8 protein-coding genes are annotated in these 13239 nt (G+C 68.7%); 6 read left to right on the top strand and 2 right to left on the bottom strand.

The genetic code is table 11. The annotated features are described in order from the left end of the window. Positions 1-26: 26 nt before the first annotated feature. A complete protein-coding gene (locus AB0F13_RS07570; protein ID WP_362076720.1) occupies positions 27-2636 on the bottom strand; it encodes a transglycosylase domain-containing protein in 2610 nt (869 codons plus the stop codon). Positions 2637-3040: 404 nt separating this feature from the next. Here AB0F13_RS07570 and AB0F13_RS07565 point away from each other — a divergent pair, with 404 nt between their 5' ends. The 4 genes from AB0F13_RS07565 (at position 3041) to AB0F13_RS07550 (ending at position 6749) form a co-directional block, all read left to right on the top strand. Next, entirely contained in the window at positions 3041-3628 is a 588-nt protein-coding gene (locus tag AB0F13_RS07565; RefSeq protein ID WP_362076717.1) for a helix-turn-helix transcriptional regulator, read from the top strand. Positions 3629-3677: 49 nt separating this feature from the next. Then, complete coding sequence (locus tag AB0F13_RS07560) at positions 3678-4760, top strand: inositol-3-phosphate synthase (RefSeq protein ID WP_362076714.1); 1083 nt, start codon at positions 3678-3680, stop codon at positions 4758-4760. An 80-nt stretch (positions 4761-4840) separates the two neighbouring features. Next, positions 4841-6109 carry an MFS transporter gene (locus AB0F13_RS07555; RefSeq protein WP_362076711.1) on the top strand — a complete coding sequence of 423 codons (1269 nt, stop codon included), beginning with the start codon at positions 4841-4843 and terminating at the stop codon, positions 6107-6109. A gap of 112 nt (positions 6110-6221) precedes the next feature. Further along, positions 6222-6749 (top strand): DUF3824 domain-containing protein, encoded by a 528-nt coding sequence (locus tag AB0F13_RS07550; RefSeq protein WP_362076708.1) that lies wholly within the window; start codon positions 6222-6224, stop codon positions 6747-6749. A 113-nt stretch (positions 6750-6862) separates the two neighbouring features. Here the strand turns inward: AB0F13_RS07550 and AB0F13_RS07545 are convergent, their stop codons facing one another. After that, entirely contained in the window at positions 6863-8323 is a 1461-nt protein-coding gene (locus tag AB0F13_RS07545) for a CCA tRNA nucleotidyltransferase (protein WP_362076705.1), read from the bottom strand. Positions 8324-8533: 210 nt separating this feature from the next. Between AB0F13_RS07545 and AB0F13_RS07540 the strand changes: the two genes are divergently transcribed. Together AB0F13_RS07540 and murJ are read left to right on the top strand one after the other, a co-directional pair. Continuing rightward, positions 8534-10867 (top strand): DUF6049 family protein, encoded by a 2334-nt coding sequence (locus tag AB0F13_RS07540; protein WP_362076702.1) that lies wholly within the window; start codon positions 8534-8536, stop codon positions 10865-10867. A 45-nt stretch (positions 10868-10912) separates the two neighbouring features. Beyond that, positions 10913-13219 (top strand): murein biosynthesis integral membrane protein MurJ, encoded by a 2307-nt coding sequence (gene murJ, locus AB0F13_RS07535; protein WP_362076699.1) that lies wholly within the window; start codon positions 10913-10915, stop codon positions 13217-13219. The last annotated feature ends 20 nt before the right edge of the window (positions 13220-13239 follow it).

Below are 13239 nucleotides of genomic sequence, written 5' to 3'. Positions count from 1 at the left end.
CGACCTTCGCCCGATTCATCGGATGATCAGCCTTGAGGCCCGCCGAACAGTCCGCCGCTCGACTGGTGCCGGCTCGGCTCAGGCGACGGCGAGCCACCGGTATCGCCTCCCGCACCACCCGGCCCACCACTGCCGCCCCCGTTGCCGCCGGGCTTGCACTTGCGATCGAAGATGCCGCAGGTCGCGCTCGGGGACGGGGAGCTGGACGGGGACTTCGACGGCGAGGGAGATGCCGACGCCGACGCCGAGGGGGACGCCGAAGCGGACGGCACGGCGCTGGGCGAGGGGCTGGCGCCGTCTCCGTAGACCTTCTCGCCGATCGGCTGCGCCGGGTCGAACTGCAGCACGGGCTGGCCCTTGAGCGCCTTGCCCATGTAGTCGGCCCAGATCTCCGCGGGGAACGACGCACCGTGGATCGTGGGCTTGCCGCCCACACCGCGCATCGAGAGAAACTCCTGCTTCTTGGCGTTGGGATCCACGCGGTACATGCCGATCGCCGTGGACAGCTGCGGGGTATACCCGGCGAACCAGGCCGAGCGGTTGCCGTCGGTCGTACCCGTCTTACCCGCCGCCGGGCGGTCGCCGAGCCGCGCCGCGGTGCCCGTGCCCGACTCCACGACGGTCTTCAGGACGTCGGTCACGTTGTTGGCGACGTTCGCGTCGAAGGCCTGGGCGCTCTTCTCCTCGTGCTCGAAGGCGATCCTGCCGTCCTTCTCCACCTTCTGCACCGAGTACGGGTCGACCTGCTTGCCGCTGGCCGCGAACGTCGCGTACGCGCCCGCCAGCCGGATCGCGCTGGGCGCCGAGGTGCCCAGGGAGAAGGTGGGGGTGAGCGAGGCCAGCTGGTCCTTGTCCAGGCCCGCCTTGAGCGCGGCCTGCTGCACCAGGTCGGTCCCGACGTCCATGCCGAGCTGGATGTACGGGGTGTTCACCGAGAACTGCATGGCCGTGCGGAGGGTGACCAGGCCCTTGTCCTCGTCGGCGTCGTTCGCCTGGTGCCACTCCTGGCCGTCCTGGTCGTGCCAGACCTTGCCGTTGTACTCCCGCAGCGTCAGTTTGTTGTTGCCGTTGTAGATGCTCTCCGGCGACACCAGCGTCCGCTGGCTGAGGCTCTGCTGCGGGCCGAGCCCGGGGTTGCGCTTGCCGTTGGTCATCGCGGCGGCCAGAACGAACGGCTTGAAGGTCGAACCGACCTGCACACCGGTGTAGTCGGCGTTGTTGGTGAAGTGCTCCAGTGCGTTCTCGCCACCGTAAATGGCGACGATCTTGCCGGTCTTGGGCTCCACCGAGGCACCACCGAACTGCACGAACTGGTCGACCTCGCGCACCTTCGGCTTGATGTTCGCCTTGCGTACCTCCTCCACCGACTTCGACAGTTCGTTCACCTTGTCCCGGTCGAACGTCGTGTGGATCTGGTAGCCGCCCTTGTCCAGCTCGGCCTTGCTGATCCTGGAATGGGCGACGACGTAGTTGTCGGCGAGGTCGGTGAGGTAGCCGATCTGCCCGGCCCGGTTGGTCGCCGGCTTGGGCTTCTGCGGCTGCGGGAAGCCCTTCTGGACCCACTTGTCGCGCTCGGCGGCCTGCAGACGGCCCACCTCGACCTCGCGGTCCAGGGTCCACTTCCAGCGTTCCGTGGCCCGCTTGGTGTTCTTCTCCGGCGTCGCCGCGGGTCCCTGACCGCCGTAGGGGTCGTACAGGTTGGGCCCGTTCAGCGTGGCCGCCAGGAACGCGCCCTCGCTCGGCGTCAGGTCCGCGCAGTCCTTGTCGAAGTACGCCCGCGCCGCAGCCTGGATGCCATAGGCACCGCGCCCGTAGTAGGCGGTGTTGAGATACCCGGCAAGGATGAAGTCCTTGTCCTTGGTGGCGCCCACCTTCACAGAAATCAGCAGCTCGGTGGCCTTGCGCTTGAGCGTCTGCTCCTGGCTCAGATAGGTGTTCTTCACGAACTGCTGCGTGATGGTCGAACCGCTCTGCGTCTCACCGCCCTGTGCCATCTTCACGACGGCCCGGGCGATGCCCATCGGGTCGACGCCCCAGTCCTTCTCGAAGCTGGCGTTCTCGGCGGAGATGACCGCGTTCCGCATGGCCAGGGGGATCTGACTGATCGGCACGATCTGCCGGTTCAGGCTGCCGCCGCCGGCGACGACCATCTGCTTGCCGTCGGCCCAGTAATAGACGTTCTTCTGGACCACCGAGGCCTTCTGGGCGCTCGGTACCTGGACCAACGCCAGCGCGACGCCCACGATGCCCACGACCAACCCCACCAGCGTGATGACCAGGCCGGCCACCAGCTTCCAGGAGGGCATCCAGCGACGGGCTCCAGACTTGCCCGCACGCGGGTAGTCGATGAACCGCTTGGCCGCCGGGCGACCGTTGTCCCTGCGCCCACGACCCGGTCCGCCGGGACCGGCGTCGGGGGACCGTCTGCGCCCACCGGCGCCGACGCCGCGCTGCGAAGCGCGCCGGGCATCGGTGCGGCTTCCGTACGGGGACTCCTCACCCCGGCCGTGCCCCGGGCCGGCCGGATTGCTTGGTGGTGCGGCGCGTCGGCCGGACGTCGGCTGCTGGGCCGCACGACGGGCCGAGGCTCGTCCGCCGCCCTGAGGCGGCGGCAGCTTGCGGCGGTGCTCGCTCATCGAACGACTACTCCTCGGGCAGGCGCTATCGCCTGACAGCGGCAGGTGGCTTGCGGTCCCCCCGATGTGCGATCCGGCTGTCCCCCCGAGCGACGGGCCGCACTGCATACGGGACGAGGACGTTTGGGGACGTCACTCGGTTCCCGTTGATCTGCATGGCCCACAGACTACGCACGGCCAAATCCCGCCCACTGCGGAGCTTCACTCCAAATCGGGCTTGTTGTGTCCCACGAATCGGTGATGTGACCTCGTTCACCGTGCCCCCTCTTGTCGCAGCGGGACGCCCGTTCTATCGTCTTGATGTATCGAGTCGATACATCAGCTCGGCACATCAGCTCCGCATAAGGGACCAATAAGGATTAGGGATCACAAGGACTAGGCTGTGCGGGACAAGGAGGCGAAGTATGAGCAGACGCTCCGGCATCCTCGAGTTCGCCGTCCTCGGCCTGCTCCGCGAGTCCCCGATGCACGGCTACGAGCTGCGGAAACGCTTGAACACCTCGCTCGGTGTCTTCCGTGCGTTCAGCTACGGCACCCTCTATCCCTGCCTGAAGTCCCTGGTGACGAACGGCTGGCTGATCGAGGAGCCCGGAAGCGCTCCGGAGGACGCCCGTGCGGCGTCCCTGGCCGGCCGACGGGCGAAGATCGTCTACCGCCTGACGGCGGAGGGCAAGGAGCACTTCGAGGAGCTGCTCGCCCACACCGGCCCGGACACGTGGGAGGACGAGCATTTCGCCGCCCGCTTCGCGTTCTTCGGGCAGACGTCCCGGGATGTGCGGATGCGGGTGCTGGAAGGCCGCCGCAGCCGCCTGGAGGAGCGTCTCGAGAAGATGCGCGCCTCCTTGGCCCGTACCCGGGAGCGGCTGGACGACTACACCCTCGAGCTTCAGCGGCATGGCATGGAGTCGGTGGAGCGCGAGGTCCGCTGGCTGAACGAGCTGATCGAGAGCGAGCGGGCCGGGCGTGACAAGCGCACCGGTCCGGAACAGTGAGCTCTGCACTCCGCAGGGCTTCGTCGAGTACAAACAGGGAGCAACCGGAATGGGTTCGGTTCGCGTAGCGATCGTCGGTGTGGGCAACTGCTCCGCCTCGCTGGTGCAGGGCGTCGAGTACTACAAGGACGCCGACCCGAGCGGCCGCGTGCCGGGTCTGATGCACGTGCAGTTCGGCGAGTACCACGTGCGTGATGTGGAGTTCGTGGCCGCTTTCGACGTTGACGCGAAGAAGGTCGGCCTCGACCTCGCGGACGCCATCGGCGCCAGCGAGAACAACACCATCAAGATCTGCGACGTGCCGTCGACCGGCGTCACCGTCCAGCGCGGCCACACCCTCGACGGCCTGGGCAAGTACTACCGCCAGACCATCGAGGAGTCCACCGAGGCCCCCGTCGACGTCGTCCAGGTCCTCAAGGACAAGCAGGTCGACGTCCTGGTCTGCTACCTGCCGGTGGGCTCCGAGGCGGCCGCCAAGTTCTACGCGCAGTGCGCCATCGACGCCAAGGTCGCCTTCGTCAACGCTCTCCCGGTCTTCATCGCGGGCACCAAGGAGTGGGCGGACAAGTTCACCGAGGCCGGCGTCCCGATCGTCGGTGACGACATCAAGTCGCAGGTCGGCGCCACCATCACGCACCGCGTGATGGCCAAGCTGTTCGAGGACCGGGGCGTCATCCTGGACCGCACGATGCAGCTGAACGTCGGCGGCAACATGGACTTCAAGAACATGCTCGAGCGCGAGCGCCTGGAGTCCAAGAAGATCTCCAAGACGCAGGCCGTCACCTCCCAGATCCCCGACCGCGACATGGGCGAGAAGAACGTCCACATCGGTCCGTCGGACTACGTGGCCTGGCTGGACGACCGCAAGTGGGCGTACGTGCGCCTCGAGGGCCGCGCGTTCGGCGACGTCCCGCTGAACCTGGAGTACAAGCTCGAGGTCTGGGACTCCCCGAACTCGGCCGGTGTCATCATCGACGCCGTGCGCGCCGCGAAGATCGCACAGGACCGTGGCATCGGTGGCCCGATCCTCTCCGCTTCCTCGTACTTCATGAAGTCGCCGCCGGTGCAGTACTTCGACGACGAGGCCCGGGAGAACGTCGAGAAGTTCATCGCGGGCGAGGTCGAGCGCTAAGCGCCGGCCGAGACATCGCTTGACCACAGGTCCCCGGGTAATCCGCCCGGGGACCTGTGCGTTGTGTGAGGCTGTAGTGCATGCCCGTTGTGCGTGATCTTCGCGTCCTGCTCACGCTGCGCGATTTCCGCCGTCTACTGGCAGTCAGGCTTCTCTCCCAGGCCGCCGACGGTGTCTACCAGGTCGCACTCGCCGCGTACGTCGTCTTCTCCCCTGAGAAGCAGGCGTCGCCTGCGGCCATCGCCGCCGCCATGGCGGTGCTGCTGCTGCCGTACTCGCTCCTGGGGCCCTTCGCCGGCGTCCTGCTCGACCGCTGGCACCGCCGCCAGGTGCTGTTCCACGGCAATCTGCTGCGGGCCGCACTGGCCACCGTCACCGCGCTGCTCATCGTCGGCAAGGTGCCCGACTGGCTCTTCTACGCCTCCGCGCTCTCGGTCACCGCCGTCAACCGCTTCGTCCTCGCCGGGCTCTCCGCGTCCCTGCCGCGCGTCGTCGACTCGGACGAGCGCCTGGTGATGGCCAACTCCCTCTCCCCGACCGCCGGTACCCTCGCGGCGACCGCGGGTGGCGGTCTCGCCTTCGTCGTGCGCCTCGCCTCCGCCGAGAGCACCTTCTCCGACGCCTGGGTCGTACTCCTCGGTGCTGCGCTCTACCTGTGCGCAGGCCTCTACGCCCTGCGCATGCCCGTCGGCCTGCTGGGGCCGGACTCCTCGGCGCCACGCCCGGAGCTCGGCACGGGCCTGGCGATCACCCTGCGGGGCTTGGCCGAGGGGCTGCGTCATCTGGCGGAACGCCGCATCGCCGCCCGGGCGCTGGCAGCGATGACGCTGATGCGCTTCTCCTACGGCGCGCTGACAATCACCCTGCTGACGCTGTGCCGGTACGCCTGGTCCGTCACCGAAACGGACGGGCTGGCCCTGCTCGGCTACGCCGTGGCCGTCTCGGGGGCGGGATTCTTCGCGGCGGCCGTGCTCACCCCCTGGGCAGCCGCCCGGCTGGGGCGGCTGGGCTGGATCGCCACCTGCGCCGCGACCGCGGCCGTCCTCGAGCCCGGTCTCGGTCTCCCCTTCGAGCCCGTCCCCACGCTGATCGCGGCGTTCGTCCTGGGGCTCACCACCCAGGGCGCCAAAATCGCTACGGACACGGTGGTCCAGGCGTCGGTCGACGACGCCTTCCGGGGGCGGGTCTTCGCGCTCTACGACGTCCTGTTCAACGTCGCCTTCGTCGGCGCCGCGGGGGTGGCCGTCCTGATGCTGCCGCCGGACGGCCGGTCGGCCGTTCTGGTCGTAACGGTTGCCGTGATCTACGCAGCGATTGCTCTAGCTATGGCCGGTTTTTGCCGTCGATAAGTGTCACATCAAGGCCACAGGACCGCCTTGAGCTGCAGAAATGTCATGGACACCGGATACGTTACGGGCTGCACTCGCCGACCGGATCTCGCTCAGTCCGAAGGGTTTTCCTGTGACCACTCCGCCGCCCAACCAGCACCCGTACGCCCCGCAGGGCGGCAATCCTTACGGCCAGCAGCCGCCCGCACCGTACGGTCAGCAGCCTGGTCCGTACGGTCAGCAGCCGCCGACCGCCCCGTACGGCCAGCGGCCCACCGCTCCTTACGGCCAGCCCGGCGGTTTCCCGGGCGCCCCGGTGCCGCCGCCGGCTCCGCGCCGCTCGGTCAAGAAGATCATCCGGAACGTTGTGCTGCCGGTCCTGGGACTCATAGTCGCGGGAGCCGCATGGATCTTCGGCAAGAGCGACGACACGCAGACGCTGGCGGTCGGCCAGTGCCTGGAGAACACAGGCTCCTCCTACAAGCCGAACATCGAGAAGCGCGACTGCACGGCCTCCAATGCCACCCACAAGGTGCTGAAGAAGGTCAAGGGCACGTCCTCCGCCCACACGGCGTGCGAAAACGTGGAGGGCACCGTGGCCGCAGTGACGTGGAAGGAGCGCAGCGACTCCTTCGTGCTCTGCCTGGCGAAGAACAAGTAGCCGCACGCACACCTCACAACATGTGGCGAGGGGCGGTGTTTCACGTGAAACACCGCCCCTCGCCACATCCGCTCCGTCAGTGATGTTTCACGTGAAACATCACCACCAGGACGTCAGCCCTGCTGAGCCGTCCACCACTCCTTCAGCGCGGCGGCGGCGGCGTTCCGATCCATCGGCCCGTTCTCCAGCCGCAGTTCCAGCATGTGCTTGTACGCCTTGCCGATCTGCGGCCCCGGACCGACGCCCAGGATCTCCATGATCTCGTTGCCGTCCAGGTCGGGCCGGATCGAGTCCAGCTCCTCCTGCTCCTGCAGCCGTGCGATGCGCTCCTCAAGCCCGTCGTAGGCGCGGGAGAGCGCACTGGCCTTCCGCTTGTTCCGCGTCGTGCAGTCGGACCGCGTCAGCTTGTGCAGCCGGTCCAGCAGCGGACCGGCGTCCCGTACGTACCGGCGTACGGCCGAGTCGGTCCACTCGCCGGTGCCGTAGCCGTGGAAGCGCAGGTGCAGCTCGACCAGCGTCGAGACGTCCTTGATCAGGTCGTTGGAGTACTTGAGCTTGGTCATCCGCGCCTTGGTCATCTTCGCGCCCACGACCTCGTGGTGGTGGAAGGAGACCCGGCCGTCCTTTTCGAAACGGCGCGTCTTCGGCTTGCCGATGTCGTGGAGCAGCGCCGCCAGGCGCAGCACGAGGTCGGGGCCGTCCTCTTCCAGGTCGATGGCCTGCTCCAGGACGATCAGTGTGTGCTCGTACACGTCCTTGTGCCGGTGGTGCTCATCGCGCTCCAGGCGCAGCGCCGGCAGCTCGGGGAGGACGAGGGCGGCGAGGCCGGTGTCGACGAGGAGCTTGAGTCCCTCACGGGGGTGGTCGGAGAGGATCAGCTTGTTCAGCTCGTCGCGGATCCGCTCGGCGGAGACGATCTCCAGCCGGTCGGCCATCTCCGTCATGGCGGTGACGACCTCGGGGGCGACCTCGAAGTCCAGCTGCGCGGCGAAGCGCGCGGCCCGCATCATGCGCAGCGGGTCGTCGGAGAAGGACTCCTCTGGGGTGCCGGGGGTGCGCAGCACACGGGCGGCCAGGTCCTCCAGGCCGTGGTGCGGGTCGATGAATTCCTTCTCCGGCAGCGCGACAGCCATCGCGTTGACGGTGAAGTCACGACGGACCAGGTCTTCCTCGATGGAGTCGCCGTAGGAGACCTCGGGCTTCCGCGAGGTTCGGTCGTACGCTTCCGACCTATATGTCGTAACCTCAATATCGAAGTCCGATTTGCGGCACCCCACGGTTCCGAAGGCGATGCCGACCTCCCAGACCGCGTCCGCCCACGGACGCACGATCTTCAGCACGTCCTCCGGGCGGGCGTCCGTGGTGAAGTCGAGATCGTTACCGAGACGGCCGAGCAGCGCGTCCCGCACCGACCCACCGACCAGGGCAAGCGTGAAGCCGGCCTCCTTGAAGCGGCGGGCGAGGTCGTCGGCTACGGGGGAGACCCGCAGGAGCTCGCTCACAGCCCGGCGCTGCGCCTGGCTGAGCTCGTTCGTCGACGAGGGGGCGTGGCTGTCATTGTTGGCGTTCGGCACAACAGAAGAGGGTACGTGCCCGCGCGCGCATGAGCCTCCTTGTTATGGGGCGCTTCCCGACGACTCTCACAAAGCAGGCGCAGCCCGGACAACGGACCCTGACGGCGATCTTGTAGTGCGGTCCGCAGCACTTCGTCACAGCGGGCCTCGTTACCATTCGTGGACGCACCATCCGACGACCACTGACGACGACGAGGGACGGGCGAGCGCGTGGCCGAGGCGGCAGAGGTCCAGGAGGCCTTCGAGGGGACAGCGCCCGCTCCTGCCTGCCGGTGGTTCCGGCACGTCGCGGTGCTGCTCAGCGGAGTGCTGCTCTTCGTGGGTCTGACGCAGCTGCCTGCGGCACCCGCCGCGCACGCCGACTCCCCCGGCACCCGCACGGTCGACGTCTCCGTCGACACGCTCACGCCCGTCGCCCCGAAGCAGGACGACACGCTCACCGTCTCGGGAACGGTCACCAACAGCGGAAAGTCGACAGTCACCGGCGCCCATGTGGGGCTGCGGGTGGGCTCGCAGATCAGCACGCGCAGCGACATCGACGACCTCGCCGACCGGACGCCCTTCTCGCCGGGCACCGACGGCTCCGAGGTGGGCGGCAACCACTCCCAGAAGATCGACGCACTGGCCCCGGGTGTCAGCCGGGACTTCACCCTGACCCTCCCGGTCAAGGACCTCGCCCTCGGCAAGGACGGCGTCTACCAGCTCGGCATCACGCTCTCCGGGCAGACCTCCGGCCAGCCGTACGAGCGGGTGCTGGGAATCCAGCGGACGCTGCTCCCGTGGCAGCCGTCCGGCACCGACGGCAAGAAGACACAGCTGACGTTCCTGTGGCCGCTGATCTCCGCCACGCACCTCACCGCCCGCACCGAGTCCGACCAGCAGCAGACACCGGTCTTCCCCAACGACGACCTGGCGGCGGAGCTGGCCCCGGGCGGCCGGCTGCAACAGCTGGTGGCGCTGGGCAAGGGACTGCCGATCACCTGGGTGATCGACCCGGACCTGCTCGCCACGGTCGAGGCGATGACGAAGAGCTACCGGATCGCGGGGCCGGACGACCAGAACACTCCCGGCAGGGGACAGGCCGTCGCCAAGCAGTGGCTCAACCAGCTCCAGGAAGCCGTCACGAACCGCCAGGTGGTGGCGCTGCCCTTCGGTGACCCGGACCTCGCCTCGCTGGCCCACAAGGGCAAGGACGTCTCCGGCGCCCTCAGCCACCTCCAGTCCGCCACCGAGCTCGCCTCGACCACCGTGGACACGATCCTCGGGGTGAAGCCGCGTACGGACTTCGCCTGGCCCGCGGAAGGCGCCGTCGACTCCTCGATCGTGGATGTCGCCACCTCGGCCGGTGCCCACAACGTCATCGCCCGCAGCGACAGTCTCCGCGAATCCGGCGGCTCCCCCTACGCCCCCACCGCCGCCCGGCAGATCGGCGGGGGAAACACGGCGGTCGTGGCGGACGCCCGCCTCTCCACCGCCTTCCAGGGCGAGATGATCAGGGGCAACGACTCCTCGCTCGCCGTCCAGCGGTTCCTCGCCCAGAGCCTCATGGTGAACAAGCAGACCCCGGAGAACGAGCGCAGCATCGTCGTCGCTCCGCAGCGGATGCCCACCTCGAGCCAGGCCCAGGCGATGGCAACCGCACTCAAGGGGTTGTCGGACGGCCGCTGGACCCAGCCGCTGGACCTGGGGGACGCGGCCAAGGCCCAGCCCGATCCGGCCGCGAATCAGCAGGTGCCCGGTGGCGGCTCGTACCCGGACTCACTGCGCGCGCAGGAGCTGTCCACCGAGGCGTTCGAGGCGATCCAGCGGACCCAGAGCACTCTCGACAGCTTCAAGGTCATCCTGACCGCCCAGGACCGCGTCGTCACCCCGTTCGGCAGCGCGATCATGCGGGAGATGTCGACCTCGTGGCGCGGCAATCCCAAGGGCGCCGCGGAATTCCGGGACGCCGTGCAGTCCTACCTGGACCAGCTCACCCGCCAGGTGCACCTGATCAACAAGTCCGACGCGACGCTCTCCGGCCGCAGCGCGACGATCCCCGTGACGGTGCAGAACGGGCTGCTCCAGGGAGTGCAGGGCCTGCGGCTCGTCCTCACCTCCAGCCAGCCGAACCGCCTGAAGATCGATGCCTCACAGCCGGTGGAGGTGGCGGGCGGGCGCCAGCAGTCCGTGAAGTTCGAGACGCGTGCCAACGCCAACGGACCCGTGCAGGTGACGGCCCGGCTGTACGCCGATGACGGCCAGCCCTACGGCGAGCCGATGACCTTCACTGTGCATGTCACCTCCATCACCCCTATGGTGCTCCTGGTCATCGCCGGTGGTGTCCTCCTCCTGGTCCTCGCGGGTCTCCGTATCTACATCCAGCGCAAGCGGGCAGCAGCCCGTAGAGCCGCGGGTGGCGGGCCCGACGACGAGGACGGGGGAGATTCGGGCGACGACGGTGGGCCGGGAGACGGCCGACCCGAGCAGCCGGGTGATCCGGCCTCGGAATCCGGAGCGCGAGACGGTGACCCGTCCGGCTCAGGTGAGAAAGTGGAACGTTGACGTGTTGTGGGGCCGGCAGGCCGCGGACGATGAGGTGGGGTAGCGATGAGCGCGCCGTACGACGGTGACCGCGGTCAGGGCACGGGCGGTGAACAGCGGGGCCAGTACCCGTCGAACCCGCCTGCCCCCGACCCGGCGCACCAGGGCCCGTACGCCCGGGACCCCTACCTCAGGGACGCCTACGCGTCGGACCCCTACCCGGCGCACGACCCGTCCGCCCAGGACGCGGTGAGCGACGTGCTGTACGACCGGACCGTCCCGCAGCCGCCGCCCGCCGGCTACCAGCAGCCGCCCGCGCCTCCGGTCGCGTCCGATCCTCGGATGTGGGCGCAGCCCCAGGCGCCGCAGCCTCACGCACCGCAGTACCCCCAGACACCGCAGGCGGAGGCTTTCGGCCGCCCGTACGGTGACGACGACGCCACGCAGATGCTCGGTGTGAGCGATGTCATGGGCACCCCGTCGGCCCCGTCGGCGGGCGAGCACCCCCAGCGGGACGCCTTCGCGCACCTGTACCGCGACCAGCAGCAGCCGTACGAGCCCCAGCGCCCGTACGACGACGGGCGTCCGTACGAGCCCCAGCGCCCGGCCGGTCAGCAGTTCCCGCCGCCGACCCCCGGCCAGTTCGTCCCGCCGCCCGCGCAGCCGCCGGCGGTCGAGCCCACTCCGGAGCAGGAGCCGCCGGTGGCCCCCGCCGCCACGGCGAAGGGCGGCGGCCGGGCGGCGAGCCTGCTGAAGTCGAGCGCGCTCATGGCCGCTGGCACCATGATCTCCCGCATCCTGGGGTTCGGCCGGAACCTCGTGATGGCGGCCGCGATCGGCGTCGGCACGCTCAACGACGACTACCAGGTCGCCAACGTCCTCCCGACGATGATCTACATCCTGGTCGGCGGCGGCGCTCTGAACGCCGTCTTCATCCCGCAGCTGGTCCGCTCGATGAAGAACGACGAGGACGGCGGCGAGGCCTACGCCAACCGGCTCCTGACCCTCGTCGTCGTGCTGCTGGCCGGCGTCACCACCGTCTGTGTGCTGGGGGCGCCGCTCTTCATCCAGGTGATGTCACCGACCATCGCTGCCGACCCGGCCAGGATGGATGTCGCGGTGGCGTTCGCCCGCTACTGCCTGCCCACGATGTTCTTCATGGGCGTGCATGTGGTCCTGGGCCAGATCCTCAACGCACGCGGCAAATTCGGCGCGATGATGTGGACCCCGGTCCTCAACAACATCGTCATCATCGCCACCTTCGGCTCCTTCGTCTGGGCCTTCGGTCCCTTCACGGACAGCAAGGTCAGCTCGACCAGCATCACGGCCGAGGGCGTGCAGTTGCTCGGCATCGGCACGCTGCTGGGCCTCACCGTCCAGGCCCTGGCGATGCTTCCGTACCTGCGCGACGCGGGATTCCGGATCCGGCCGCGTTTCGACTGGCGCGGCCAGGGCCTCGGCAAGGCCGCGGGACTGGCCAAGTGGACGTTCTTCTTCGTGCTCGCCAACCAGCTCAGCATGGTCGTGGTCACGCAGCTCGCCACGAAGGCGGGCGCGCTGGCCGAGAAGGGCGGCCACACCGGCACCGGCATCACCGCCTACAACTACGCGCTGCAGCTCTGGCAGATGCCGCAGGCCATCATCACCGTCTCCGTGATGACCGCCGTCCTGCCCCGGATCTCGCGCGCCGCCCACGACGGAGACGTCTCGGCCGTCCGTGACGACCTTTCCCACGGGCTGCGGACCTCGGCCGTCGCCATCGTGCCCTGCGCCTTCGCCTTCCTGGCGCTCGGCGTCCCCATGGCCACACTGATGTTCTCGAAGGGTTCGGGCGCGGACGGTGCCACCAACATCGGTTTCATCCTGATGGCCTTCGGCCTCGGCCTGATCCCGTACTCCGCGCAGTACGTCATCCTCCGCGGCTTCTACGCGTACGAGGACACCCGTACTCCGTTCTACAACACCCTGATCGTCGCAGCCGTCTTCGCGGCGGCCGCCGCCCTGAGCTATGTCATCCTGCCCGCCCGCTGGGCCGTGGCAGGCATGGCCGCCTCCTACGGCCTGGGCTACGCCGTCGGTGTCGGCGTCGCCTGGCGACGACTGCGTACCCGACTGGGCGGCGACCTGGACGGCTCTCACGTCATCCGCACCTATGCCCGCCTGATCGGTGCGTGCATCCCCGCCGCCCTCGTCAGCGGAGTGGCCGCTTACGGAATCGTTCAGGTTCTGGGCAACAGCATCATCGGTTCGCTCGCGGCCCTGGCCGGTGGTGGACTGATCCTGATCGCCGTCTTCTACATCGCCGCGAAGCGGATGCGGATCGAGGAGCTGACCGCCATGGTCGGTATGGTGCGCGGTCGGCTCGGTCGCTGACCGGAGCACAACCATCGCCC

Origin of the sequence: Streptomyces sp. NPDC026206 (assembly GCF_040638465.1) — a bacterium.
Classification (GTDB): Bacteria; Actinomycetota; Actinomycetes; order Streptomycetales; family Streptomycetaceae; genus Streptomyces.
This window is presented reverse-complemented; position numbering and strand designations above follow the sequence as displayed.

Coding starts and splice junctions, on each gene's coding strand:
- AB0F13_RS07560 (WP_362076714.1), top strand. CDS start 3,678: ATGGGTTCGGTTCGCGTAGCGATCGTCGGTGTGGGCAACTGCTCCGCC.
- AB0F13_RS07555 (WP_362076711.1), top strand. CDS start 4,841: ATGCCCGTTGTGCGTGATCTTCGCGTCCTGCTCACGCTGCGCGATTTC.
- murJ (WP_362076699.1), top strand. CDS start 10,913: ATGAGCGCGCCGTACGACGGTGACCGCGGTCAGGGCACGGGCGGTGAA.
- AB0F13_RS07570 (WP_362076720.1), bottom strand. CDS start 2,636: ATGAGCGAGCACCGCCGCAAGCTGCCGCCGCCTCAGGGCGGCGGACGA.
- AB0F13_RS07565 (WP_362076717.1), top strand. CDS start 3,041: ATGAGCAGACGCTCCGGCATCCTCGAGTTCGCCGTCCTCGGCCTGCTC.